Below are 24,341 nucleotides of genomic sequence, written 5' to 3' on the forward strand. Positions count from 1 at the left end.
TATTAATGAATTATTAACCAGTAAAAACCATTTGTCACGGATGACAAGCTTGTCAAAGGTGGTTTTGCCTTCCTTTACATCCCCCACACGCTGATGGCGCGCCCCTGCCAGGATTCCTGCCGCTGCCAGATTTTGTCATCCCAGGCGGTTTCCGGGCGTCGGTCGAAAATGATCAGGTGGGCGTCATCCGCCCCGCACTGGTCGGCATACCCGGCGGTTTGCTCCAGCCCTTCGCCCAGGGTGGCCTGCAGCGATTTGTAAAGGATCTTCAATTCCAGCACCACGCGCTGCACTTCACCGTAAAAGCCTTGCGCCTCATCCACCGGCCATTCGATGAACAGGTCGGTGCGCTTGCGCCCGAGGCCGTATTCGCGGTTGATGCGCCCGCCGCCGTTGATGATGCGTTGCAGGAAGGCTTGCAGCAGCAGTTGCGGCCCGGCTTCCTTGTAGTCAAAGCGCTCAATCCAGGCATCGGCGTTCTCGCGGAAAAACTGCTGGAAGGCGGCCAGCAGCTTGGGCATGTCGAGGCGGCGCTGGGGGGTTAGGTACCAGCTTTGCTGCTGCGCCAGGGAATACTGGGTGGCGTACACCAGTTCACGCGGGATGATTTCGCGGTAAATGCGGTTGGAGATTTGTGTGACCGGGAAACGGCGGATCAGGCCGAGGTCTTCCACGTACTGGATGTCATCGCTGGCAATCTCCGTCGTCCCGGCCGTGCCGGTGCCACCGGCCAGCAGGCGGCTGATGACGCCATGGACCCGTGGCTCGCGCAGCTTGTCGGTGAGCTGGTCAAGATGGGTGGCGCGTGACTGGACCAGGCGTTCACGGGCGGCGCGGTAACGTTCCAGGGTGATCGGCGTGCTGCGGTCACGGGCGCTTTTGTCCTTCCAGGTCATTTCATGGCCGAGCGCATTCACCAGCCAGGGTTGCCCGTAGGTGTCCTCCCACAGTTCGGGGAATAGTTCCGCCGCGAACACCTGCCCGGTCGCGTCGGTGTGCTGCTGGTAAAGCTGGTGCACTTCGTCTGCTGTGAAGTTGCCCATGCGCAAGGATTCTGCCTTGATGTTGAAGGCGCTGCCGCCGGTGATGATTTCCTGGTGGGCGGAATGCATACGGTAATCACGCACATCGCGCACCCCACAGAGGACAATGCTTTGCGGGAAGGCGTGCGGGCGTTGCGCATACCCGGCACGGATTTGCCGCAGCAGCGAAATCAGGGTGTCGCCAACCAGCGCGTCGGCCTCATCCAGCATCAGCACAATGGGCTTGTCGCTCAGTTGCGCCCAGCGTGACAGCAAGGTGGTCAGGGCGCTGCGTGCCTGTTGGGTGGACAGCAACTCATGCACCATCTCTGTCAGGCGTGGCCCAATCCCGTAGACACTGGCGCTGTTGGCAATGGTTTCGCAGACGATGGCGATGCCGCTTTCAGCATCCCCGCGTGCCGCCTGGGCAGCCTCGATATTGACATACAGGGCGCGGTAGTTGCCCTCCTGGTTAAGCGTGCCCATGATCGCCAGCAGGGTGGAGGTCTTGCCGGTCTGGCGTGGCGCGTGCAGCACGAAATATTTTTCGGCGTCAATCAGGTAGCGGATTTCCTCCCAGTCCAGCCGCTGTATCGGGTCAATGCAGTAGTGTTTGCCGGGAACGATCGGGCCTGCGGTGTTGAAGTGTTTTTGCATGGTGGTCACATCCCCCACACGCTGATGGCGCGCCCCTGCCAGGATTCCTGCCGCTGCCAGATTTTGTCATCCCAGGCGGTTTCCGGGCGTCGGTCGAAAATGATCAGGTGGGCGTCATCCGCCCCGCACTGGTCGGCATACCCGGCGGTTTGCTCCAGCCCTTCGCCCAGGGTGGCCTGCAGCGATTTGTAAAGGATCTTCAATTCCAGCACCACGCGCTGCACTTCACCGTAAAAGCCTTGCGCCTCATCCACCGGCCATTCGATGAACAGGTCGGTGCGCTTGCGCCCGAGGCCGTATTCGCGGTTGATGCGCCCGCCGCCGTTGATGATGCGTTGCAGGAAGGCTTGCAGCAGCAGTTGCGGCCCGGCTTCCTTGTAGTCAAAGCGCTCAATCCAGGCATCGGCGTTCTCGCGGAAAAACTGCTGGAAGGCGGCCAGCAGCTTGGGCATGTCGAGGCGGCGCTGGGGGGTTAGGTACCAGCTTTGCTGCTGCGCCAGGGAATACTGGGTGGCGTACACCAGTTCACGCGGGATGATTTCGCGGTAAATGCGGTTGGAGATTTGTGTGACCGGGAAACGGCGGATCAGGCCGAGGTCTTCCACGTACTGGATGTCATCGCTGGCAATCTCCGTCGTCCCGGCCGTGCCGGTGCCACCGGCCAGCAGGCGGCTGATGACGCCATGGACCCGTGGCTCGCGCAGCTTGTCGGTGAGCTGGTCAAGATGGGTGGCGCGTGACTGGACCAGGCGTTCACGGGCGGCGCGGTAACGTTCCAGGGTGATCGGCGTGCTGCGGTCACGGGCGCTTTTGTCCTTCCAGGTCATTTCATGGCCGAGCGCATTCACCAGCCAGGGTTGCCCGTAGGTGTCCTCCCACAGTTCGGGGAATAGTTCCGCCGCGAACACCTGCCCGGTCGCGTCGGTGTGCTGCTGGTAAAGCTGGTGCACTTCGTCTGCTGTGAAGTTGCCCATGCGCAAGGATTCTGCCTTGATGTTGAAGGCGCTGCCGCCGGTGATGATTTCCTGGTGGGCGGAATGCATACGGTAATCACGCACATCGCGCACCCCACAGAGGACAATGCTTTGCGGGAAGGCGTGCGGGCGTTGCGCATACCCGGCACGGATTTGCCGCAGCAGCGAAATCAGGGTGTCGCCAACCAGCGCGTCGGCCTCATCCAGCATCAGCACAATGGGCTTGTCGCTCAGTTGCGCCCAGCGTGACAGCAAGGTGGTCAGGGCGCTGCGTGCCTGTTGGGTGGACAGCAACTCATGCACCATCTCTGTCAGGCGTGGCCCAATCCCGTAGACACTGGCGCTGTTGGCAATGGTTTCGCAGACGATGGCGATGCCGCTTTCAGCATCCCCGCGTGCCGCCTGGGCAGCCTCGATATTGACATACAGGGCGCGGTAGTTGCCCTCCTGGTTAAGCGTGCCCATGATCGCCAGCAGGGTGGAGGTCTTGCCGGTCTGGCGTGGCGCGTGCAGCACGAAATATTTTTCGGCGTCAATCAGGTAGCGGATTTCCTCCCAGTCCAGCCGCTGTATCGGGTCAATGCAGTAGTGTTTGCCGGGAACGATCGGGCCTGCGGTGTTGAAGTGTTTTTGCATGACTGCCTCAGCAATTTGCTTGAATAGGTCAAGTCTAGCATCTACCGGGATGCGCTTGTCAGGCGTCAAGCCGCACAACGTCCACCGGCAACCGCACCCCAAACCGTGTCACTGGCCTGCTGCCGTGGGAATGCAGCAGGTACGCCTCCGCCATTTGTGCTCCCAGCGCTTTTTTCAGTGAGGCATTCACGCCGGATTTGCGTTCCTCGAAATAAGCCTTGGTCATGCCTTCGCCTGCCAGCGCTTTCATCACCTGCTCGTAGCTGCCGGTGAGGCCATGCAGGCGCTGGTAAACCGTGAGGAATTGTTCTGCCAGCGAGGGCGTTTCCGCATCTGTCCAGTGGGCTGGCGGCAGGCCTTGCATCCGCCGCTGCAACATCCAGGCATAGAACGCCAGTTGCACCGGCGGCATCGTGACGTTGATGCCGCCACAGGTCAGGAGGGCGCGGTTCCAGTCCAGATGCGCGCTGGGGGGGTCAAGGCGGCGTTGCGCGGCGGCGACTGCAGCGCTGAAACTGCCGCCACCTTGCAACAGTCCGGCGGGCAAGCCTTCACGCAGGCGCACGAAGGGGATGTCCGCCAGCGTCACTTCCACCTGCGCGGCGTCAAAGCCGGAGCCATCCTGCCGCACCACCCACAGCGGGCGCGGCGGCGGGTAGAAAAATTCCTGGTGAAAGTAGTATTCCTCCTCCACCAGCACATGGCTGAGGCGGTCTTGCGCGCGGCCAAACAGCGACAGCGCGTAACCGATGTAATAGGTCATGGTGCGGCGTCCGCCCGATAGCGAGACGTGCAGGCTGGCGTCCGGGTCAGCGGTGAACTGGCGCACCGTGCGGGTGATGCAGTCGGCGGCGTGGGTGTTGTCCGGGCCGCTGCGCACATCCTCCAACGGGTTGCCTGCCGCATCCGTGATCAGGTGGATATGGTTGTCGGCAAATGTTGGGCAGGGCAGGGCGTAATCCGCGCACAACCGCCCCAGCCAGCCCTGCCGGTCAGGGCAAAGCGCGTTGCGCACATGCTCCGCCCCGCGCTGGGTGGTGATCACATGCGCTTCGGTCGGCGTCCACGGCGGCATGTGCTGGCAAGCCAGTGCGTAAACGGTTTCCGTCACTATCTGGGGGGAATTGGCCGCGACCGCCAGCAGGATGCGGCGGGGGTAGGTATGGGGAAGGGTTGGGTCAGGCTGGTTCATGCGTAGATAATATGCAAAACCCAGCGCTTGTAAACCTTTATCGACAATATTCAGGAAGTCGTCAAGGTCTACGGCGAGTTCGCCGAAATGCTTGAATCCCTTTTAAATCAGGGCAATGTGGAAGCATTATTCAGCAGGCTGGCTGAAATCGACGCCTTCGTAAATGTCCGCCAGGGTTAACGACATCTCAGGGCATTTTAACGGGATGACCTGATCCATTCCCTCAAAGGCCGTCACCCACCACGAGCCGTCATCGTCTTCCCGGTAATACAGGGTGATGTGCGGTTTTTCCTGCGATACGAGCATATAGGCTTGCAGCGATTCCAGCGATTGGTAAACCACGGCTTTTTCATGACGGTCTTTCCATTCGGTGGACTTGGAGGTGACCTCCACAATCAGACAGGGCTTTTCCAGATAATAAGGATTGGTGTCATCAGGATCACAGCCGACCACGACATCCGGGTAATAATAGGTTTTACGTTTGTTGGCCCGGACTTTGACGTCGGATGAGAGTATTTCACAATGTTTATCTTTGGGGGCCTGACGCAGGGCAACAACCATGTTCAATGCAATCCGGTTATGCCGCCGGGAAGTCCCAGCCATGGCATAGACCTTGCCATCGACATATTCGTGCCGCACTTGGGCAAGCTTTTCGCCTTCCAAATAGTCTGCTTCACTGATGTGATCATTTTGTTTGGCTGCCAGCATGTCATGCCTCCGGTTGTGCTTGCCGTTTTGATCATAGTGCCCGCCATCACCCGAAGCAAGCAAACGGCTGGCCGCTACAGCGCATCCAGTTCCTGCCGCAAATCGGCTGGCAATTTCACCCCGACCAGCAGCAAACCGTCATCCCGGAACTGCTTGCCCAGCTTCACCCAGTCAGGGTTCTCCGGCAGCGGATACACCCGCACATCATCTTGCTTCGGGTGGATCAGCTTTTCCAGATGATGTGACACTTTATTCACGGCGCTCCGCATCCAGCTCAATCAGGAACACCGAATACTGCAAGGGCATGGCGATCTTTTTTAGGTAACGGTGCACCCGCCCCAGCCGTTTCGGGTCGGCGATGTCATAGGCAATGATATGCGGCAAACGGCGGTGCGCCATCAGTCAGCCTCCTGATGTTTGAGCGTGCGCCACAGGCGGTTCAGCACAATTGTAATGCTGCGGGCGGGCGCGGCGTCAGCCCTCCTCCGCCACCGTTTTGCTGAAATCAACACCCTGGTAAATGTCCGCGAGACTCAGGGCGGCGGTGGGGCAAGGCAGGTTCAGCGCCTGCCCCGGTTCGTCAAAGCGGGCGACTTCCCAGCCGCCGTCCGCGTCACGGTAATACAGGGTCGCCAGCGGTTGATCCTGCGCCACGATCAGGTACGCCAGCAACGTATCCAGCTTCTGGTGGGCGATCAGCTTTTCGGCATAATCCTTCCATTCGGTGGATTTTGAAGTCACCTCCACGATCAGGCAGGGTTTTTCCAGAAAATAATCGCTGGCCTCATCCGGCTGGCAACTGACAACCACATCGGGGTAGTAAATAGGGGAAAGCCGCTGCCCCGGCAATGCTGCGCGCGCCCCGTAACGGCAAGGCTGTCGAGCCTTAATCCCTTTTAAATCAGGGCTAGGTTAATTTTATAGAAATTTAATGGGAGGTGGGAGAATTATTCGACAGTGTGGCGGGCGACAGGGTTTTCATCCGCCCATTGCCGGAACGCCTTCATCGCCGCCATCCGCCCATCCCGCTTGCCCAGTGCAATAAAGGCCGGGATATGGCTGCGCAAGTCCAGTCCCGGAAAGTGCGGGCTATATTCCAGCGGTTGATAGCCGCCATCCCGCAACACCAGGATTTCCAGCCGTCGACCGTCGTAAATCCATAATTCCGGCACACCCAGCGCGGCATACAACTCCCGGTCGGTGGGCGAATAAATGTCGATTTCCACCGCCAGATCGGGTGGAGGGTCAACATCCAGACTGATTTTGTCCTTGCCGCGCACGGCTGCCTCGTGCTCAATGTAAAAACACTCATCTGCTTCAGCAGCTTTCTTGGCGGCCTGTTTGCGCAATGTCACCGAACCCAGGGATTCAAAAGCGGCGTCCTGTTGTTCCAGCAAATATTCAATGAATCTGCCAATATGGATTTTGGGGACTTCATGTCCTGCCGATGGAGCCATCAAATATATCGCCTCATGATTGTAGTGGATGCGTAAGCTGCTTCTGTCGCCCAGCTCATCCATGAACCGTTCGAATTCCTCCCATGAAACATCGTGGATGATAACTTCGGTATCCTGTGGGAATGTAAGCTGGCTGAACTGGAACTGCATCGCTTTTGTCTCCTCCCGGCTATTGCTCCCCAGTATAGCAGTCCAGCCCATACCCGCCCATGCCCATCACCGCGCCTTTGCCTGCATGCACCCACTGCCCCAGCCACAGCCACGGCCAGAACTCCGCCAGATGTTCCACCGGCAAACCGAAGCCGCCCAACAGGCCACCCATCTGCACCTTGGTTTGTTGCCGGTTGGAATAACGTGACCACTCATGCCAGCGCAATTGCGGCTCCAACAGGGGCAGCGCCGCCGCCTGCTGGCTCAACGCCTTGAAATCCGCCGTCAGTTCCTCCCCGGCATGGAATGCATGCAGCAGCGACAAGCGCCGCATCAACGCATTGAAGAACAATTGGAAGGTGAAGCGCCCGCCATGCACTGGCGAACCCTCCTGCAACAGGCGGAAGGGCGTGTGCAGCCGCAGCCGCACTGCTTCCGGCAAGGCGGGAACCGTTGGCGCGCTCCCCGGCAATGCTTGCAAGCCGCCGCCCGGCGCATAGGTGCTGACCCACTCGCCGCCGCCCACGGTTGTTTCCTGCTCCACTGCCAGCAAGGCATAGCGCCCGTCATGCTTGCCAATGCCGCGCTCCCCCACCTGCTGCAACGCGTGGATCAGGTACGGCAGGTGTGCAATCGCCCCGCCCAGCAGGGTGAGGCGGAGATGGAAATCCTCACCCGGCGCATAGCTTTTCCCCGAAGTCGCCAGCGGGTGCAGGATATAAGGGTGCGGCGCGGCGTTGATTTTTTCCAGCAGCGGCCCCCGCCCGGCAGGCGTCTCGAAAACCTGGCTGTAAACGCAGGAATGCCACAACAGGCACTGCCCACACTGCGGCTCACGGGTGACGCAGGCCGTGCGCCGCAGCGCGTGGCCGAAAGCGCCGCGCCAAGTTGAACCGGCGTAAGCGGGGAATTGGATTGGGGTTTGCGCCCGGAACGCAAAGCGGTAGCGGGCGATAGGCAAGCGGAAGTCGGGCATCAGAACCTTCATTGTCGGAATGGTCTGCCCAGTTTACTGCGGAATGCTTTTTCAGCAAACGCTGGTAAGCTTGTGAAAGGCGGGGGCTATTTCTTCGGTTGCAGGTTGGAAAGGATGCTTTCCTGCATCGTCCGCCAAGTCTGCATGTTCTGCTCGCCCACTTTCAGCCAGACATCCAGCGGTGTTCCTGCCAAGATCTTGTGCATTTGTTCACGCACGGCTTCCTGCTGCTGGTTGTACAAGTTGACGCTTTGCCGCATGTACTCCATGAAGCCTTTGCGGGTGGTGGCACTGTAGTTGCGGATGAATTGCTCCAGGATTTCGGCGCTGAACAGCGGCTGCCCGCCCGACTCCTGTTCCATGATGATCTGCAACAGGATGCTGCGGGTGATGTCCTCGCCGGACTGCCGGTCAATCACTTTGAAAGTGGTTTCCGCCAGCACCAGGTCGCGCACATCATTCAGCGTGATGTAGCAGCTCTGGTTGGTGTCATACAACCGGCGGTTGGGGTATTTTTTGATGATGCGTTCTTCAGACATAAAATCATTCGTAAGGGCTGGTCTGTGATGAATCAAGTTAAGCGGCCGCCTTGGGCACGGCTTCTATAGTTGATTCTATAGGTTAATGTTTTGTTATGCACACAAAAACCATGCCTTTATGCACAAAAGCGGTGAATGATGGGCATGAATCTGAAAGGTGGAGGCGCCAAAACTGAGCCTCCACCCTAACCACCCTGTTTTAGTGGATGAATTGCCCGCCATTGGCGGAGATGTTGGCGCCGGTAATGAAGCCAGCTTTGTCAGATGCCAGGAAGGAAACGATCGCAGCCATTTCTTCTGGAGTGCCCAGACGGCCTACCGGGATTTGTGCAATGATTTTGTTGCGCACTTCTTCGGCAATCGCCATGACCATTTCCGTGGCGATGTAGCCAGGGGACAGGGTGTTGACGGTGACGCCCTTGCGCGCCACTTCCTGCGCCAGCGCCATGCTGAAGCCGTGTACGCCAGCTTTGGCTGCGCTGTAGTTGGTCTGGCCGAACTGGCCTTTCTGGCCATTGACGGAGGAAATGTTGATGATGCGGCCAAAACCACGGTCAGCCATTTGGTTGGCGAACTGGTGGCTCATGTTGAAAACGCTGTCGAGGTTGGTCTTGAGAACCGCCGCCCAATGCCCCGCCGTGATTTTCTTGAAGGTGGCGTCGCGGGTGATGCCTGCGCAGTTGACAAGGATGTCCACTTGGCCGAAGTCTTTTTCCACCGCTTCTTTCAGCTTGACGCAGTCGTCATAGTTGCTGACGTCGCAAGGGTAGATGGCGACTTCATAGTCTTGCTTGGCTTGCCAAGCTTTGGCTTGTTCTTCCGGTTCGAAATACGTGGTGGCCACTTTATAGCCGTCTGCTGCGAATTGTTTGCAAATTGCATTGCCGATACCGCCAGTACCGCCAGTTACCAGTGCAACTTTACTCATCTGAATGCTCCTCATAATTTAATGTATTTCTTCAGAAACCCCGCTCCTGTATATAAAGGACGGGGAAATGCAGGGGGCAGGGGCTGCTTGTTCCCCTGCCCAGGATAGGTTTAAATCGCTTCAACCGCCATCGCCACGCCTTGGCCACCACCGATGCACAGCGTCGCCAGACCTTTTTTCGCGCCGGTGCGCTTCATGCCATGCAACAGCGTGACCAGCACGCGTGCGCCGGAGGCACCGATCGGGTGGCCGAGTGCGATGGCGCCGCCGCTGATGTTGACCTTGCTCAGGTCAAAGCCGAGGCTTTCATTGACGGACATGGCCTGTGCGGCGAAAGCTTCGTTGGCTTCGATCAGGTCAAGGTCAGCCACACTCCAACCAGCTTTTTCCAGGCATTTGGTGGTGGCTGGGATTGGGCCGGTACCCATGACTTTGGGGTCAACACCGGCGCTGGCGAAGGAAACGATGCGCGCCATCGGGGTCAGGCCGAGATCCTTCGCTTTGGATGCGGTCATGACAACCACGGCTGCCGCGCCGTCATTGATGCCGGAAGCATTGCCAGCGGTGACGGTGCCGTCTTTCTTGAAGGCGGGCTTCAGTTTGCCCAAGGAAGCGGCGGTGGTGCCTGCGCGTGGGAATTCGTCAGTGTCGAACACCAGCGGGTCACCTTTGCGCTGCGGGATAATGACCGGAATGATTTCATCCGCAAACAAGCCATCTTTCTGCGCGGCTTCGGTTTTTTGCTGGGAGGAGGCGGCGAACGCATCCTGCGCTTCACGGCTGAAACCGTATTCGGCAGCGATGTTTTCCGCAGTGATGCCCATATGGTAATCGTTGAAAGCGCACCACAGGCCATCCTTGATCATGGTGTCAACCATTTTCCAGTCACCCATCTTGACGCCGTTGCGGGAGCCGGGCACTACATGGGGGGATGCGCTCATGGTTTCCTGGCCGCCAGCGATTACGATGTCGGCGTCGCCGCAGGCAACGGCCTGGTAGGCGAGGTGGACGGCTTTCAGGCCACTGCCGCAAACCTTGTTGATGGTCATGGCAGGGGTTTCAACCGGCAAGCCAGCAGACAGCGTCGCTTGGCGGGCCGGGTTCTGGCCGACACCAGCGGTCAAGACCTGTCCCAGGATGACTTCGTTGATCTGTTCGGGTTTCAGGCCGGAACGCTCCAGCAACCCTTTGATGACTTTAGCGCCGAGTTCGGACGCAGGAATTGAAGAGAGGGCACCGCTAAAATTGCCAAGTGCGGTCCTGCCTGCGGCTACGATAACAATATCTTCGCGCATGAAAACATTCTCCTGGGGATAAAGTTCTGTATGATACGAGTGGTGTAATGTTACGCGTGTCAACAATAAGCCGAGAGGGCTTGCAATTGCAAGCCATTTTGAGCGAAACTGTCAACAATGTTGCGATGCACAAATTAGCATGTTAAGCTTGTGAAAATCAACCTTTTTTAACGCGGAGGATGGGAATGGTGATGGATGCTTGGTCAGATAATATGATGAAAAGTTGGTCTGATGCGCAGAAGCGTTATTGGGATGCTTGGTCAGAGCTTGCCAACATGGGAAAGCCTGGCTCGCCGGTCATGCCCAATATCGGCGCGTCGGCCTGGCCGCAAGGATTGGATCAATGGTGGAAAGCAGTTAGTCAGTATTCCGCGCCGGGCGCATCAACCGATGCTTTCCAGCGTATGGTGGATATGGGCAAGGTCTATATGAACCTTGCTGAGAACGCCTATAACGTCCAGAGGGCGGGAACAAGCGGGACGGAAGCCATGAATGCATGGATGGACGCGATGGAGTCCGGTTTCCGCGCTTGCTGCACCCAGTTGGAAGCGGGTAAATATACGGCGCATGGCTTTGGTATTGGCCAGGCGGCGATGGATAGCTGGCAGCGCGTGCTCAACAGCATGGGCATGCAGGCGTTCCAACAGATGGGTGCTGGTGGTTTCCACATGCCATTGTCTGAAAACTGGCATGAGCAGTTGCGGAAGATGCTGGACACGCCTGCTGTTGGCTTCAACCGTGAGTCGCAGGAGCGCTTGCAAGACTTGACGCAGCTAGGGGCCAATTACCAAGAGGCGATGGATGATTACCTGGAGGCGTTTGCCAAGCAGGGTATTGAGTCGGTGACTGCGTTGCGCGCCCGTGTCGCCAGCTTGCGTGAGGATGGCAAGAAGATCAGCACCCTGCGTGAGCTTTATGACCTGTGGGTGGATGTCAATGAAGAGGTTTACGGCAAGTTCGCCATGACCGACGAATATCAGGTGGTCTATGGGGATCTGGTCAATGCCTTGATGGCGTTTAAACAGGGGATTAATGCTGAACTGGACAGTGCATACGAAGCGGCCAATCTGCCAACCCGTAAAGACCTGAATGCCGCTTTCCAGAAACAGCAGGAAATTCGCCGTGAAAACCGCGCCCTGCGCAAGCAGTTGCAGGAGCTGGCGCGGAAAGTGGACGCCATGTCCGCCGGTTCGGCGTCAACGGCTCCGGAACAATTGCCAGTTTCTGTAACGGATGGCGGTTCGGATGCTGACGACAACCAGGCGTCAGCTAAACCAAAAGCTCCCCGCGCCGCCAGCAAGAAACCTGCTGCTTCCGCTTGATCACCGGACTGAATTCAAGGAGAACGAATATGCCGTTTCAAATGCGTCCAGATGAAATTCTGAACGAAGTCAAAACATTCAATGAGAAACTCGCACAGGGTATGACCAACTTGATGGAAGTCGGCGAGATTTCCAGTGGCGTCACCCCGTTCGAGGTGGTGTACCAAGAAGACAAGCTCAAGCTGATCCGTTATATCGGCGAGAAAGAGCCGACCAATAAAATGCCCGTGCTGATCGTGTATGCGCTGGTGAATCGCCCGTATATGACTGACATCCAGGAAAACCGCTCCACTATCAAGGGGCTGTTGGATGCCGGGCAGGATGTTTACTTGGTCGACTGGGGCTACCCCGACGCTTCTGACCGTTACCTGACGCTGGATGATTATCTGAATGGTTACTTGGATAATTGCGTGGATGAAATCCGGGCGCGCCATGGCCTGGACGCCATCAATCTGCTGGGGATTTGCCAGGGTGGCGTTTTCAGCTTGTGCTACACCGCCATGCATCAGGAAAAAATTAAAAACTTGGTGACAATGGTGACGCCGGTGGATTTCCAGACCCCTGACAATATGCTCAGTCATTGGGTGCAGAATATGGATATCGATTTGCTGGTGGACACCCTTGGCAATGTCCCAGGCGAAATGCTCAACTGGACTTTCCTCAACCTCAAGCCTTATCAGTTGATGGGGCAGAAATATTTGGGGATGGTCGATGTCATGGGGGATAGCCAGACGCTGAAAAATTTCATGCGTATGGAAAAGTGGATTTTTGACAGTCCAGACCAGGCGGGCGAAGCCTTTCGCGAGTTCACCAAGAATTTCTTCCAGCAAAACAAGCTGTTGAAAGGCGGGCTCCAAATCGGTGGCCATGCTGTTGATCTGAAGTCCATCACAGCACCAATATTTAATGTGTTCGCTGAACAGGATCATCTGGTTCCGCCGGACGCTTCGCGGGTGCTTAATGGGGCGACCAGTTCAAGTGATTATTCCGAGCTGTCTTTCAAGGGCGGCCATATTGGCATTTACGTCAGTGGCAAAGCGCAGAAAACCATCCCGCCCGCAATAGGCGCATGGTTGACAGAGCGCAGTTAAAATTTTTAGAAGAAACATCCTATACGGAGCTTGACGGCGAGTCCGATGCTCCGTATAGTTCGCGCTCTTGATTGAGGAACGGAAGCAATTATTCCTCCTCTGTTAAATTTCGGAGTATAGCGCAGCCTGGTAGCGCACCTGTTTTGGGTACAGGTGGTCGGGGGTTCAAATCCCTCTACTCCGACCATTCATATTTAGATCGACAACTCTGCGCCCGTAGCTCAACCGGATAGAGCAACGGCCTTCTAAGCCGTAGGTTGCAGGTTCGAGCCCTGCCGGGCGTGCCATCCAAGTCCCGCAGGTCTGAATGCGTTTTCAGTGGTGACTGTAGCTCAGTTGGTAGAGCACTGGATTGTGATTCCGGTGGTCGTGGGTTCGAGTCCCATCAGTCACCCCATCTTCCTGCTTGCTTAATGTTATACAAGTGCATTTCTGCTGTGTATAATCGCCTCCTTTATGGCTTCTTGGCAATGGCTTGCTGCGGAAGCTGATGACTGTACGTGCGAAAGTGGCGAAATTGGTAGACGCGCTGGATTTAGGTTCCAGTGCCGCAAGGCGTGAGAGTTCGAGTCTCTCCTTTCGCACCATCCCATCCAACCAATAGTTAAAAAGACGCCCTGCGTTTTCTGACGGCAGGCGCAGATGAGGTTTTTTGCATGCAAGTTTCAGTAGAAACAACCGGTAACATCGACCGCAAAATGACAGTGGCAGTTCCTGCCGAGCAAATTGACAAGGAAGTGGACAAGCGCCTGAAGGGTATGGTCGGTCGTGTCCGGATTGATGGCTTCCGCCCTGGCAAAGTGCCTTTTAGTGTGGTGAAAAAACGCTATGGCGATTCCGTGCGGTTTGAAGTGGTTGAAAAGTTGTTGGGAGCCACTTTCCAGGAAGCCGCCAGCCAAGAAAAGCTACGTGTCGCAGGCCTGCCGGAAATTGACCTGAAAAATATGGAGGCGGGCAAAGACTTGGAATATGTCGCCAGTTTCCAGATTTACCCGGAAGTTGTCATTGCAGGCGTTGAAACCTTGGCTATCACCCGCCCGGTCGCCGAAATTACTGAAGCTGATCTTGATAAGATGATTGACATCATCCGTAAGCAAAACCAGGAGTGGGTGGATGTTGATCGCGCCGCCGCTGTTGGCGATATGCTGAAGGTGGATTTTGCTGGCACGGTGGATGGCGAGGCCTTTGAGGGTGGGGCGGCTGAAGATTATGTGGTTGAATTGGGCGCAGGCCGTATGCTGAAGGATTTTGAAGATGGCTTGCTGGGCATGAAAGCAGGCGATGAGAAGACTATCGACGTGGCTTTCCCGGAGGACTACCACGCCGACAACCTGAAAGGCAAGACTGCGCAGTTCAAGCTTGCGGTGAAACAGGTGCGTGAACCGGCCATGCCTGAAGTCAATGAGGATTTCATTAAAAAATTCGGGGTGGAAAGCGGTTCCGTCGAGGAGTTCCGCGCGGAAATCAAAAAGAATATGCAACGTGAATTGGATAACGCCATCAAGACCCAGCTCAAGCAACAGGTCATGGATGGGCTGGCCGAATTGCATGCAATTGATATTCCCAATGCCCTGATCAATGATGAAATCCGCTACATCCGTGATGAGTTTTCGCAAAACACTGGTTCCCAGGCGGATAATATGCCGGATGAGCTGTTTGCACCCCAGGCGGAGCGCCGCGTCAAGCTGGGTTTGATCGTGGGTGAAATTATCCGCCAGAATGCTTTGCAGCGTGATCCCGCCCGTGTTGACGCGATGCTGGAGGCGGTGGCGGCCAGTTACGAAGAGCCGGAAGCACTGAAGAGCTATTACCGCAGCAACCGTCAGGCCATGCAGACGATTGAGGCGGCGGTCATGGAAGAGATGATTGTTGATTGGGCAATGGAAAAAGCGACAGTGACCGATGAACATCGTGACTTTGACAGCGTCATGAACCCGAATAAACAGGGGCAGGCTGTAGCCTGAGCTCCTGCACATTAATAAGGTAGGTTGTAATGTTTGGAAAGAACCCGATTGAACCGCGCGCCGTTGGGGTGCCAATGGTCATTGAGCAATCTGCACGCGGTGAGCGCGCCTTTGACATCTATTCCCGCATGTTGCGGGAGCGGGTCATCTTTTGCGTGGGTGAAGTTGAAGACTACATGGCCAACCTGATTGTGGCGCAATTGCTTTTCCTGGAGTCGGAAAACCCGGAAAAGGAGATCCATCTGTATATCAACTCTCCGGGTGGCGTTATTACTGCGGGCATGGCGATTTATGACACCATGCAATTCATCAAGCCGGATGTGAGCACGCTATGTATCGGCCAAGCCGCCAGCATGGGGGCTGTCCTGCTGGCGGGCGGGGCGAAAGGCAAGCGGTTTGCGCTGCCGCATTCCCGCGTCATGATCCATCAGCCATTGGGTGGTTTCCGTGGGCAGGCGTCTGACATTGAGATCCATGCCCGTGAAATCCTCAAGATGCGCGAGGAGCTGAACCGGGTGTTGGCCAATCATACGGGGCAGCCGATTGATCGTATTGAGCAGGATACCGACCGTGACAACTTCATGGATGCCGAAGCGGCGCGTTCCTATGGCCTGATTGATGAGGTGTTTACTGTCCGCTCCTGATGGTTTGTGCATTTCCATATTCCATTTGTCAGAAAACAGCCTGTCATTGCAGGCTGTTTTCGTGTCTGGACAGGTGTTTTTCAGGTAAAGAAGCGTAAAATACTTCAGAAAGCCGAGTATTCTTGTCACAAGGCAGGATTATCACAATAATATGGCTTGAAAACATACATGTGGACATTACTATAGTTCCTTTCATTAGTGTTGATGTGCCACTGGCTGGCACAGGATAGAGGTTCTGATGAGCAAAGATAGAAGAGGCGATCATGATAGCGGCAAGTTGCTGTACTGCTCTTTCTGCGGGAAAAGCCAGCATGAAGTGCGCAAGCTGATCGCCGGCCCGTCGGTATTCATTTGTGACGAATGTGTCGATCTGTGTAACGACATTATTCAGGAGGAAATGCATGCCGTACAGGGGGCTGATGAACAATCCTCCCTACCGACGCCGCATGAAATCAAGGCCAGCCTTGATGAATACGTCATTGGTCAAGAATTGGCGAAGCGGGTATTGTCAGTAGCCGTCTATAACCACTACAAGCGCCTGTACAAGAAAAGCGGCAAGGACGATGTTGAGCTGGCCAAGAGCAACATCCTGCTGATCGGGCCCACTGGCAGCGGCAAGACCCTGCTGGCGGAAACGTTGGCGCGCCTGCTGAATGTGCCGTTCACCATTGCTGACGCCACCACTTTGACCGAGGCGGGCTATGTTGGCGAGGATGTGGAGAACATCATCCAGAAACTGCTGCAGAAATGCGATTACGATGTGGAAAAAGCCCAGACCGGCATTGTCTACATCGATGAAATCGACAAGATTTCCCGCAAGGCAGACAACCCATCGATTACCCGCGATGTGTCCGGCGAAGGCGTGCAGCAGGCGCTGTTGAAGCTGATCGAAGGCACTATCGCCTCTGTGCCGCCGCAGGGTGGGCGCAAGCATCCGCAGCAGGAGTTCTTGCAGGTTGACACCCGCAATATCCTGTTCATTGTGGGTGGCGCGTTTGCGGGGATGGACAAAGTGATCCGCCGCCGTACTGAAAAAGGCAGCATCGGTTTTTCTGCCAAGGTCAAGGCTCCGGATGAAAGCCGCAGTTTCGGCGAAGTCATCAAGGACATTGAGGCTGAAGACCTGGTGCATTATGGCCTGATCCCTGAATTCGTGGGCCGTCTGCCGGTTGTGGCGACGCTTGAGGAGCTGGATGAAGTGGCGTTGGTGCAAATTCTCACCGAACCGCGCAACGCCTTGACCAAGCAATACGCCAAGCTGTTTGACATGGAAGGTTCGGAACTGGTGTTCCGGGACGACGCGCTGCATGCCATTGCCCGCAAGGCGATGGAGCGCAAGACTGGGGCGCGCGGGCTGCGCTCCATCATGGAGAAAATCCTGTTGGACACCATGTACGACCTGCCATCCGAGCAGAATGTCAGCAAGGTGGTGGTGGATGAATCCGTCGTCAATGGCGAATCCACACCTTATCTGATCTATGAGAATGTCGAGCCGCAGCAACTGGCTGCCGGTGAATAACCTCTGTTGCCGTATCCGGTTGCAAGGCCGGATGCGCAGCCACCTCCATCCGCCAGAGTGAGTTTTAATATGGCTGAATCAATCATTGTTCCTGTTCTTCCCCTGCGTGATGTCGTGGTTTACCCACATATGGTCATCCCTTTGTTTGTGGGAAGAAACAAATCCATTCAGGCGCTTGACATGGCGATGGACAGCAACAAGCAAATCCTGCTGGTTGCCCAGAAAAGCGCCGAAGTTGATGCACCGGAGTTGGATGATGTGCATACCATGGGAACCCTTGCCACCATTTTGCAGTTGCTGAAGCTGCCAGATGGCACACTGAAAGTGTTGGTGGAAGGCTTGGAGCGCGCAGAGATTATCGCCATTGACAATGCTGGGGATTTTTCGGCGGCGAGGGTGGAAATCCGTCCGTCCCAATCGGGGGATTTCCGCAAGGTTGAGGTGTTGAGCCGCTCCCTGATCAACTTGTTTGAGCAGTATGTCAAGTTGAACAAGAAGGTGCCGCCTGAAATCCTGTCATCCCTTGCCAGCATTGATGACCCTGTCCGTCTGGCTGACACCATCGCCGCGCACATTGGCCTGAAAATCACTGAAAAGCAAAAAATTCTGGAAATGCTGGAAGTGGAAGAGCGCATCCAGTACCTGATGGAGCTGATTGAAGGTGAGATCGACCTGTTGCAGGTTGAGAAGAAGATCCGTGGCCGCGTCAAGCAGCAAATGGAGCGCAGCCAGCGTGAGTATTATCTCAACGAGCAGATCAAGGCGATCCAGAAAGAATTGGGCGAGATGGATGATGGCGCGCCCAATGAAATGGAGGAGCTTGCCCGCAGGGTTGAAAATGCAGGCATGCCCAAGGATGCGCGTGAAAAAGCTGACGCAGAACTGAAAAAGCTGAAAATGATGTCCCCCATGTCGGCGGAAGCCACCGTGGTGCGCAATTACATTGATTGGCTGGCCAATCTACCGTGGAAGAAAAAATCCAAGGTCAACAACAACCTGTCTGCCGCAGAAAAAGTGTTGAATGAAGACCACTATGGCCTAGAGGAGGTCAAGGAGCGCATCCTCGAATTCCTGGCTGTGCAGCAGCGGGTCAAGAAACTCAAAGGGCCAATTTTGTGCCTGGTCGGGCCGCCTGGGGTAGGTAAAACTTCCTTGGGGCAATCCATCGCCCGCGCCACCGGCCGTAAATTCACCCGTATGGCGTTGGGCGGCGTGCGTGATGAAGCGGAAATCCGTGGTCACCGCCGCACCTACATTGGCTCCCTACCGGGCAAAATCATCCAGAACCTTTCCAAGGTTGGAACCCGTAACCCATTGTTCCTGCTGGATGAGATCGACAAGATGTCCACGGATTTCCGTGGCGACCCCTCTTCAGCCCTGCTGGAAGTGCTGGATCCGGAACAGAACCACACCTTTGCCGACCATTATCTGGAGGTGGACTTCGACCTGTCGGATGTCATGTTTGTCGCAACCTCCAACAGCATGCGCATTCCGGGGCCATTGCTGGATAGGATGGAGGTTATCCGTATTCCGGGCTATACCGAAGATGAAAAGCTCAGTATCGCCAAGAATTACCTGATTCCCAAACAGGTCAAGAGCAATGGTTTGCGCAAGGGGGAACTCAGCATCAGTGATACGGCGGTGCTGGACATCATCCGGCATTACACGCGGGAAGCCGGGGTGCGCAACCTGGATCGGGAGATTTCCAAGTTGTGCCGCAAGGCAGTCAAAGACCACCTGCTGAACAATAAGAAAAAGACGTCGATTACGCCCCGTAATATCGAAAAATATCTGGGTGTGAAGCGTTTCGATTACGGACGCGCCGACAAGACCAACCAGATTGGGCAGGTGACCGGGTTGGCGTGGACTTCTGTGGGTGGCGATTTGCTGACCATTGAAAGCGCACTATTGCCAGGCAACGGCATGATCAAGAGCACTGGGCGCCTGGGTGAGGTGATGAAGGAATCCATCCACGCAGCTGAAACTGTGGTCAAGAGCCGCGCCCGCAGTTTGGGGATTACCCGCAAGTTCCTGCGCAAGCATAATGTCCATATCCATGTGCCGGAGGGTGCCACCCCGAAGGATGGGCCGAGTGCAGGGATCGGCATGGTGACGGCCATGGTTTCGGCGATGACCCGGATTCCGGTTAATGCCGATGTCGCCATGACGGGGGAAATCACCTTGCGTGGTGAAGTGCTGCCGATTGGCGGGCTGAAAGAAAAGCTACTGGCTGCTCACCGTGGCGGTATCAAGTTGGTGCTGATTCCACGGGAAAATGAGAAGGATTTGGCAGAAGTTCCGGATAATGTCAAAAAAGGGTTGGAGATCCGCCCGGTCAAGTGGATTGATGAAGTGTTGGCTTTGGCGTTGGAGCGTGCTCCTGAACCGCTGGCTGATGATGAAGATTTGGATGAGGAAGGGGATAACCAGCAAACGGCTTCTGCTTCGGCGGGTGATGATGAGGATGCTGCTCCTACTAGGCCACATTAATGTTCCGCACGGGGGATGAAATGCTGCGGTGTGTTTGAAGTCCGTCATTTTGTTGACATATTTCTGATGTCGCTGGTATAACTGTCGGGCGTATCCGCATGGGTGGCTCTGCTGGCCTTTCAATGGCAGGAGTGTTTCGGTTTTCCCCTATAATGAATTCATAAGGAAAGTTTTTATGAATAAATCAGAACTGATTGATGCAGTATCAGAGAAGTCTAATTTAACAAAGACAGATGTTGATAAGGCATTTAAGGCTTTTGTTGAAGTCATCAGTGAGGCTCTGGCCAAAGGAGAGCAGGTTGCATTGGTTGGTTTTGGCACCTTTTTAGTGCGTGAACGTCAGGCGCGCTCCGGCCGTAATCCGCGTACAGGTGAAACAATTTCTATCGCTTCTGCAAAAATTCCTTCATTTAAGGCTGGCAAAGCATTGAAGGATGCAGTAAACTAGCGCCCTTTCCAACGACGGGTAGTTAGCTCAGTTGGTAGAGCGTCGCCCTTACAAGGCGAGGGTCGGGGGTTCGAGTCCCTCACTACCCACCATCGTTGCTTTAAGGTTATATCGCGGAGCGGTAGTTCAGTTGGTTAGAATACCGGCCTGTCACGCCGGGGGTCGCGGGTTCGAGTCCCGTCCGCTCCGCCAGCTTCTTAAAAAAGGATGTCTCACTAGACATCCTTTTTATTGCTTTCGACATATCGCGGAGCGGTAGTTCAGTTGGTTAGAATACCGGCCTGTCACGCCGGGGGTCGCGGGTTCGAGTCCCGTCCGCTCCGCCAGCTTTTCTCATTTCATCCCCTCGTTTCTTCCTGTATGATTGCGTCTTTGCGCGCGTGGGGCGTGCGTATTACTTATTCATCAACATGCTAGACAAAAACGTAAAAGACCATGCTGCAATCAATTCACGATAAAGCCAAAGGCTGGATTGCTTACTTAGTTGTAGGTTTAATCACTATTCCCTTCGCCCTGTTTGGCATCAACCAATATTTTGAAGGCGGCGGCAAACGGGCGGCTGCTGTGGTTAATGGCGAGGAAATCTCGACACAGGAGGTTCAGAATGCGCTGTTACAAATGAAACAGCAGTTCGGAGGGCAGTTGCCGCCTGGAATGGATGAGGCTTTGAAAGGCAGTGCTTTGGAATCCGTCATTAATCAGGCATTGTTGCGGCAAAAAATTAAGGAAGATGGTTATCGCGCCAGTAATCAGGAGGTTGCAGACGCCATTGCCGCCATTGAAGTGTTTCAGAAGGATGGCAAGTTCGATAAGGCGACGTATGAGGGGCTTTTAAAAATGCAGCGGCGTGATCCAACGGCATTCGAAGAGCAAGTGCGCCACGACCTCTCCCAGCAGCAATTACGCAGTGCTGTCTTGGAAACTGCATTCCTGCCTAAGGCCGAGGCCGAACAATATCAGGCATTGCAGCAGCAGCAACGTGATCTGGAGACCTTTACGTTAAAGGTGGCTGCTTTTCAGCCGCAGGTGCAAATCACCGAAGAGCAAATTGGTAACTATTACGAGCAGCATAAGACCTCTTACATGACAGACGAGAAAGTCCAGTTGGCTTACCTGGAACTTAAGCGTGATGATCTTGCGGCGAAGCTCAAAGTGGATGACGCGACCTTGCAGAAATGGTTTGATGATAACTCCGACCATTATGTGCAGCCGGAGGAACGCATTGCCAGTCATATTTTGGTCAGTGTCGATGAGCCAGCAAAGGATGCGGACGCGAAGAAACGCATCGATGCATTGTACGCCGATATTCAGTCGAAAAAACGCACGTTTGAAGAGGTGGCACGAACCGACTCAGATGACAAAATATCTGCGGAAAAAGATGGCTTGCTTGGTGTGGTTGTTGCGTCTGACTGGGGGCCGGAATTCATGAAAGCGGTTTCGGCGTTAAAGGTTGGCGAAATGTCTGCTCCGGTCAAAACGGAGGCCGGTTATGAAATTATCCGGGTGCAGGAGATTAAGCCTGCCAAGCAGAAAACCTTTGCCGAAGCGCGTGAAATGGTCGACAAGGATTATCGTGCTGAACAATCCGACAAAGAGTTCCAGGATAAAGGCGAAGTGCTTGGCCGGGTCGCTTATGAACAAGATGGCGATCTGGCACCAGCAGCCAAAGAAACCGGCCTGACGGTGCAGCAAACTGGTTGGGTGACCCGTGTGCAAGGTGAGGGCGTCGCCGCCAGTCAAAAACTGCGTGAAGCTGCCTTTGGTGATGATGTGCTGACGTCCGGCAAAAACTCAGACTTGCTGGAGCTGGAAGATGGCCACGCTGTTGTTATCCGCGTTGTCAACCATGAAGCGGCGGCGCAAAAACCGTTGGCGGAGGTGCATGACGAGATTCGTAATATCCTGTTGGCTGAAGACGCCCGCAAATTGACAACTCAGAAAGGCGAAGAGTTGCTGAAAAAATTGCGTGAGACTTCATCCTGGGCTGCTTTGACTGAAACAGGCGTGGAAGCTACGGTTGACAAACTTGGTCTGGTGGGGCGCGCCGATGGCAAACTGCCACCAGAAGTGTTGGAAAAGGCGTTCGCCATGAACCATCCTGCCCAAGATAAACCTGTTTGGGCGGGCGCGTCATTAAGCAATGGTGACTACGTCATTATTGCACTCAAGGCCATCAAACCTGGTGAATCCAAATTGGACGCCGCCGGTGAGACGGCGTATGAGCAGGGTATTGGCTCTCGGGAGTTGGGTGCTTTCCTGCAAGGCATGCGTGAAAGCGCAGACGTGGTTACCCACCCAGAGAATTTATGATCGGGAAATGAAAGTCCATCTGAAAGCGTTGGGATGCCGCTTGAATGAGGCGGAGCTGGAACAGTGGTCGCAGCAGTTCCGTGCGGGTGGCCATGAAATTGTCGCTAGCGCTCCAGATGCAGATGTACTGGTTTTAAACACTTGCGCGGTTACCAATGAGGCGTCAGGTAAGTCCAGGCGTCTGATGCATCGCCTCTACCGGGAAAATCCCGCCGCCAAGCTGGTCGTTAGCGGTTGTTACGCCAGTCTGCAAACTGATGAAGTTGCTCAGGTCTTGGGTGTGGATTTGGTTGTGCCCAATGCTGATAAGGATCAACTTCCCCAAACGGTCATGCAGCATTTTGCGTTACCAGTCATGCCAGCCATGGCGAGCGAACCTGGCGAAGCACCGCTGTTCTTGCGCGGGCGTCAGCGCGCATTCATCAAAATCCAGGACGGTTGCCGTTACCGCTGCACGTTTTGTATTGTCACGTTGGCCAGAGGGGAGGAACGTAGCCGTACCCAAGCGGATATTGTTTCTGAAATTAATGCGTTATCTTCCCAGGGCGTCCAAGAAATAGTGTTGGCTGGAGTGCACGTCGGCGGTTATGGCAGTGATACGGGCAGCTCCTTGTATGCACTGGTGCAAGCTATCCTGCGTGAAACCGATATACCCCGCATCCGTTTTGCTTCGGTCGAGCCTTGGGATTTGCCCGAGAACTTTTTCACCCTGTTTGATGATCCGCGCTTGATGCCGCATATGCATCTGCCGCTGCAAAGTGGGGCAGATTCGGTGTTGCGGCGGATGGCGCGGCGCTGCAAGACGGCTGAATTTTCCCGGTTGGTGGAACAAGTGCGTGGTGTAGTGCCAGGATTCAATGTCACCACTGATGTCATTGTCGGCTTCCCCGGAGAAACGGATGAGGAATGGGGACAGACTCTGGAATATGTGCAGGCTGTCGGTTTTGGCCACATGCATATCTTTACTTACTCGGTTCGAGAAGGCACCAAAGCTGCTGGTTTGCCTGGGCAAGTGGCTGAATCGATCAAAAAAACACGCAGCCAAGCCCTGCATGCCATTGGTGAGCGCATGCAGAAGGAATGGCTGCAACGTCAGGTTGGTGGGTTAGTCCCAATTTTATGGGAATACGGGCGCATAGATAATGGGCGGCGCATTTATACCGGCTATACTCCTAATTACTGTAAGGTCAGGGTATCCGTGCCAGAAAATATTTATCTTGACAACATGGTGACGAGAACCCAGTTGTTAGGTATGGATACTGATGGTGTATTGGAGGGGAGGATAGTCTATGCAAACTAAGCGTTGGTTGGCTGGCATTTATCTGCTGGTGGTAATAATAGGGTTGTCAGGGTGTATTTTTTCATCAGAATCCCAACAGGCACGCGAAGTGGCGGAAAAATTCTGGCAGGCGATCTTAAGCAATGATATGGATGCTGCCAAGGATTTGACGACCTGGGAGAGTGCGCAATACCTGCAATTCCTCAGCAGTAAAAGTGTGTCAGCACAGCGTTTTGAAACTGGTGAAATCAAGGTTGATGCTTCCACCGCTGAAGTGGCGACTGTGCTATACGGCGGTGAAAAAGGCGATATGAAGATTCCTGTGCGAACAGTCTTGGTTCGTGACAAAGAGAATGCATGGCAGGTTGATGTCCAAAAAACAATGGGTTCCATGGTCAGTGGAGCAATGGGTGCAGTTGTAGACCAATTGAACCAGTTTATGGACAATGGCTTGAAGGATCTTGACCAATCATTGGCTGATAGCGTCAACAAGCTGAATCAAAATTTAAAGCAGGGCGTTGATCAGCTGAAAAAAGAACTGGCAAAGCCACCAGCGGTTGCGCCTGAGCCTCCTCCTGTGACAACGCCTTCCCCACCAGCAAAACAGTCAATATAAGCTCAAAATATAAGCATAATATTGTGTTAAATCCATGGCATGTTGGATTTCTATTGCATTCAGGCAAAATTCAGGTTTAGATAGGGCAGATGTCCGTATAAAGCCAAAAACTGCAATTTTGTCA

At 55.1% G+C, this 24,341-nt stretch carries 22 protein-coding genes and 7 tRNA genes; 17 read left to right on the forward strand and 12 right to left on the reverse strand.

Annotated features, from left to right (window positions below):
- Nucleotides 1-74 precede the first annotated feature (74 nt).
- The 12 genes from VSS37_RS21535 to VSS37_RS21590 form a co-directional block, all read right to left on the reverse strand.
- Nucleotides 75-1,679 (reverse strand): AAA-like domain-containing protein, encoded by a 1,605-nt coding sequence (locus tag VSS37_RS21535; RefSeq protein WP_324698599.1) that lies wholly within the window; start codon nucleotides 1,677-1,679, stop codon nucleotides 75-77.
- A 5-nt stretch (nucleotides 1,680-1,684) separates the two neighbouring features.
- Nucleotides 1,685-3,289, reverse strand: a complete 1,605-nt coding sequence (locus VSS37_RS21540; RefSeq protein ID WP_324698599.1) for an AAA-like domain-containing protein — start codon at nucleotides 3,287-3,289, stop codon at nucleotides 1,685-1,687.
- A gap of 58 nt (nucleotides 3,290-3,347) precedes the next feature.
- Nucleotides 3,348-4,481, reverse strand: a complete 1,134-nt coding sequence (gene csm6, locus VSS37_RS21545) for a CRISPR-associated ring nuclease Csm6 (protein WP_324698600.1) — start codon at nucleotides 4,479-4,481, stop codon at nucleotides 3,348-3,350.
- 126 nt (nucleotides 4,482-4,607) lie between these two features.
- Nucleotides 4,608-5,189, reverse strand: a complete 582-nt coding sequence (locus tag VSS37_RS21550; RefSeq protein WP_324698602.1) for a Uma2 family endonuclease — start codon at nucleotides 5,187-5,189, stop codon at nucleotides 4,608-4,610.
- A gap of 74 nt (nucleotides 5,190-5,263) precedes the next feature.
- Nucleotides 5,264-5,446 carry a hypothetical protein gene (locus tag VSS37_RS21555; RefSeq protein WP_324698604.1) on the reverse strand — a complete coding sequence of 61 codons (183 nt, stop codon included), beginning with the start codon at nucleotides 5,444-5,446 and terminating at the stop codon, nucleotides 5,264-5,266.
- Entirely contained in the window at nucleotides 5,439-5,588 is a 150-nt protein-coding gene (locus tag VSS37_RS21560; RefSeq protein ID WP_324698605.1) for a CRISPR-associated endonuclease Cas2, read from the reverse strand. Before VSS37_RS21560 ends, VSS37_RS21555 begins: the two co-directional genes overlap by 8 nt.
- 75 nt (nucleotides 5,589-5,663) lie before the next feature.
- Nucleotides 5,664-6,038, reverse strand: a complete 375-nt coding sequence (locus VSS37_RS21565) for a Uma2 family endonuclease (protein WP_324698606.1) — start codon at nucleotides 6,036-6,038, stop codon at nucleotides 5,664-5,666.
- A gap of 98 nt (nucleotides 6,039-6,136) precedes the next feature.
- Entirely contained in the window at nucleotides 6,137-6,796 is a 660-nt protein-coding gene (locus VSS37_RS21570) for a Uma2 family endonuclease (protein WP_324698607.1), read from the reverse strand.
- Between the two features lie 19 nt (nucleotides 6,797-6,815).
- The gene (gene cas6 / locus VSS37_RS21575) at nucleotides 6,816-7,772 is read right to left on the reverse strand and encodes a CRISPR system precrRNA processing endoribonuclease RAMP protein Cas6 (RefSeq protein ID WP_324698609.1); all 957 of its coding nucleotides are present in this window, start codon (nucleotides 7,770-7,772) and stop codon (nucleotides 6,816-6,818) included.
- A gap of 86 nt (nucleotides 7,773-7,858) precedes the next feature.
- Nucleotides 7,859-8,311, reverse strand: coding sequence for a polyhydroxyalkanoate synthesis repressor PhaR (gene phaR / locus VSS37_RS21580; protein WP_324698610.1), 453 nt, complete (start codon nucleotides 8,309-8,311; stop codon nucleotides 7,859-7,861).
- A gap of 199 nt (nucleotides 8,312-8,510) precedes the next feature.
- The gene (gene phbB / locus VSS37_RS21585; protein WP_324698611.1) at nucleotides 8,511-9,239 is read right to left on the reverse strand and encodes an acetoacetyl-CoA reductase; all 729 of its coding nucleotides are present in this window, start codon (nucleotides 9,237-9,239) and stop codon (nucleotides 8,511-8,513) included.
- 110 nt (nucleotides 9,240-9,349) lie between these two features.
- On the reverse strand, nucleotides 9,350-10,534 hold the full coding sequence (locus tag VSS37_RS21590) for an acetyl-CoA C-acetyltransferase (protein ID WP_324698612.1): 1,185 nt from the start codon (nucleotides 10,532-10,534) through the stop codon (nucleotides 9,350-9,352).
- A gap of 212 nt (nucleotides 10,535-10,746) precedes the next feature.
- Between VSS37_RS21590 and phaE the strand changes: the two genes are divergently transcribed.
- The 17 genes from phaE to VSS37_RS21675 all read left to right on the forward strand — a co-directional run bounded on the left by phaE (nucleotide 10,747) and on the right by VSS37_RS21675 (nucleotide 24,217).
- Nucleotides 10,747-11,856 carry a class III poly(R)-hydroxyalkanoic acid synthase subunit PhaE gene (gene phaE / locus VSS37_RS21595; protein WP_324698613.1) on the forward strand — a complete coding sequence of 370 codons (1,110 nt, stop codon included), beginning with the start codon at nucleotides 10,747-10,749 and terminating at the stop codon, nucleotides 11,854-11,856.
- A gap of 29 nt (nucleotides 11,857-11,885) precedes the next feature.
- Nucleotides 11,886-12,947 carry a class III poly(R)-hydroxyalkanoic acid synthase subunit PhaC gene (locus tag VSS37_RS21600; RefSeq protein WP_324698614.1) on the forward strand — a complete coding sequence of 354 codons (1,062 nt, stop codon included), beginning with the start codon at nucleotides 11,886-11,888 and terminating at the stop codon, nucleotides 12,945-12,947.
- Between the two features lie 110 nt (nucleotides 12,948-13,057).
- A tRNA-Pro gene (locus VSS37_RS21605) sits at nucleotides 13,058-13,134 on the forward strand.
- 23 nt (nucleotides 13,135-13,157) lie between these two features.
- Nucleotides 13,158-13,234, forward strand: a tRNA-Arg gene (locus tag VSS37_RS21610).
- Nucleotides 13,235-13,268: 34 nt separating this feature from the next.
- Nucleotides 13,269-13,344, forward strand: a tRNA-His gene (locus tag VSS37_RS21615).
- 105 nt (nucleotides 13,345-13,449) lie between these two features.
- Nucleotides 13,450-13,534 (forward strand) — tRNA-Leu (locus VSS37_RS21620).
- A 69-nt stretch (nucleotides 13,535-13,603) separates the two neighbouring features.
- Complete coding sequence (gene tig, locus VSS37_RS21625; protein ID WP_324698615.1) at nucleotides 13,604-14,911, forward strand: trigger factor; 1,308 nt, start codon at nucleotides 13,604-13,606, stop codon at nucleotides 14,909-14,911.
- A 29-nt stretch (nucleotides 14,912-14,940) separates the two neighbouring features.
- On the forward strand, nucleotides 14,941-15,555 hold the full coding sequence (gene clpP / locus VSS37_RS21630) for an ATP-dependent Clp endopeptidase proteolytic subunit ClpP (RefSeq protein WP_324698616.1): 615 nt from the start codon (nucleotides 14,941-14,943) through the stop codon (nucleotides 15,553-15,555).
- Between the two features lie 238 nt (nucleotides 15,556-15,793).
- Nucleotides 15,794-17,074 (forward strand): ATP-dependent Clp protease ATP-binding subunit ClpX, encoded by a 1,281-nt coding sequence (gene clpX / locus VSS37_RS21635; protein WP_324698617.1) that lies wholly within the window; start codon nucleotides 15,794-15,796, stop codon nucleotides 17,072-17,074.
- A gap of 69 nt (nucleotides 17,075-17,143) precedes the next feature.
- Nucleotides 17,144-19,564, forward strand: a complete 2,421-nt coding sequence (gene lon, locus VSS37_RS21640; RefSeq protein ID WP_324698618.1) for an endopeptidase La — start codon at nucleotides 17,144-17,146, stop codon at nucleotides 19,562-19,564.
- Nucleotides 19,565-19,724: 160 nt separating this feature from the next.
- On the forward strand, nucleotides 19,725-20,012 hold the full coding sequence (gene hbs, locus VSS37_RS21645) for a non-specific DNA-binding protein Hbs (RefSeq protein ID WP_324698638.1): 288 nt from the start codon (nucleotides 19,725-19,727) through the stop codon (nucleotides 20,010-20,012).
- A 16-nt stretch (nucleotides 20,013-20,028) separates the two neighbouring features.
- Nucleotides 20,029-20,104, forward strand: a tRNA-Val gene (locus VSS37_RS21650).
- Between the two features lie 23 nt (nucleotides 20,105-20,127).
- Nucleotides 20,128-20,204: transfer RNA gene (locus VSS37_RS21655), tRNA-Asp, on the forward strand.
- 57 nt (nucleotides 20,205-20,261) lie between these two features.
- Nucleotides 20,262-20,338, forward strand: a tRNA-Asp gene (locus tag VSS37_RS21660).
- Between the two features lie 109 nt (nucleotides 20,339-20,447).
- A complete protein-coding gene (locus VSS37_RS21665) occupies nucleotides 20,448-22,322 on the forward strand; it encodes a SurA N-terminal domain-containing protein (protein ID WP_324698619.1) in 1,875 nt (624 codons plus the stop codon).
- Nucleotides 22,323-22,329: 7 nt separating this feature from the next.
- Complete coding sequence (gene mtaB, locus VSS37_RS21670) at nucleotides 22,330-23,622, forward strand: tRNA (N(6)-L-threonylcarbamoyladenosine(37)-C(2))-methylthiotransferase MtaB (RefSeq protein WP_324698620.1); 1,293 nt, start codon at nucleotides 22,330-22,332, stop codon at nucleotides 23,620-23,622.
- Complete coding sequence (locus VSS37_RS21675; RefSeq protein WP_324698621.1) at nucleotides 23,612-24,217, forward strand: hypothetical protein; 606 nt, start codon at nucleotides 23,612-23,614, stop codon at nucleotides 24,215-24,217. The genes mtaB and VSS37_RS21675 overlap by 11 nt, the downstream gene beginning before the upstream one ends.
- The last annotated feature ends 124 nt before the right edge of the window (nucleotides 24,218-24,341 follow it).

The organism is Candidatus Thiothrix phosphatis (genome assembly GCF_035668035.1).
Taxonomy (GTDB): domain Bacteria; phylum Pseudomonadota; class Gammaproteobacteria; order Thiotrichales; family Thiotrichaceae; genus Thiothrix; species Thiothrix phosphatis.

Bases quoted from the DNA above. Each gene is read 5' to 3' on its own strand.
- VSS37_RS21535 (WP_324698599.1), bottom strand. From the start codon at position 1,679: ATGCAAAAACACTTCAACACCGCAGGCCCGATCGTTCCCGGCAAACAC.
- VSS37_RS21540 (WP_324698599.1), bottom strand. From the start codon at position 3,289: ATGCAAAAACACTTCAACACCGCAGGCCCGATCGTTCCCGGCAAACAC.
- csm6 (WP_324698600.1), bottom strand. From the start codon at position 4,481: ATGAACCAGCCTGACCCAACCCTTCCCCATACCTACCCCCGCCGCATC.
- VSS37_RS21550 (WP_324698602.1), bottom strand. From the start codon at position 5,189: ATGCTGGCAGCCAAACAAAATGATCACATCAGTGAAGCAGACTATTTG.
- VSS37_RS21560 (WP_324698605.1), bottom strand. From the start codon at position 5,588: ATGGCGCACCGCCGTTTGCCGCATATCATTGCCTATGACATCGCCGAC.
- VSS37_RS21570 (WP_324698607.1), bottom strand. From the start codon at position 6,796: ATGCAGTTCCAGTTCAGCCAGCTTACATTCCCACAGGATACCGAAGTT.
- cas6 (WP_324698609.1), bottom strand. From the start codon at position 7,772: ATGCCCGACTTCCGCTTGCCTATCGCCCGCTACCGCTTTGCGTTCCGG.
- phaR (WP_324698610.1), bottom strand. From the start codon at position 8,311: ATGTCTGAAGAACGCATCATCAAAAAATACCCCAACCGCCGGTTGTAT.
- phbB (WP_324698611.1), bottom strand. From the start codon at position 9,239: ATGAGTAAAGTTGCACTGGTAACTGGCGGTACTGGCGGTATCGGCAAT.
- VSS37_RS21590 (WP_324698612.1), bottom strand. From the start codon at position 10,534: ATGCGCGAAGATATTGTTATCGTAGCCGCAGGCAGGACCGCACTTGGC.
- phaE (WP_324698613.1), top strand. From the start codon at position 10,747: ATGATGAAAAGTTGGTCTGATGCGCAGAAGCGTTATTGGGATGCTTGG.
- VSS37_RS21600 (WP_324698614.1), top strand. From the start codon at position 11,886: ATGCCGTTTCAAATGCGTCCAGATGAAATTCTGAACGAAGTCAAAACA.
- tig (WP_324698615.1), top strand. From the start codon at position 13,604: ATGCAAGTTTCAGTAGAAACAACCGGTAACATCGACCGCAAAATGACA.
- clpP (WP_324698616.1), top strand. From the start codon at position 14,941: ATGTTTGGAAAGAACCCGATTGAACCGCGCGCCGTTGGGGTGCCAATG.
- clpX (WP_324698617.1), top strand. From the start codon at position 15,794: ATGAGCAAAGATAGAAGAGGCGATCATGATAGCGGCAAGTTGCTGTAC.
- lon (WP_324698618.1), top strand. From the start codon at position 17,144: ATGGCTGAATCAATCATTGTTCCTGTTCTTCCCCTGCGTGATGTCGTG.
- VSS37_RS21665 (WP_324698619.1), top strand. From the start codon at position 20,448: ATGCTGCAATCAATTCACGATAAAGCCAAAGGCTGGATTGCTTACTTA.
- mtaB (WP_324698620.1), top strand. From the start codon at position 22,330: ATGAAAGTCCATCTGAAAGCGTTGGGATGCCGCTTGAATGAGGCGGAG.
- VSS37_RS21675 (WP_324698621.1), top strand. From the start codon at position 23,612: ATGCAAACTAAGCGTTGGTTGGCTGGCATTTATCTGCTGGTGGTAATA.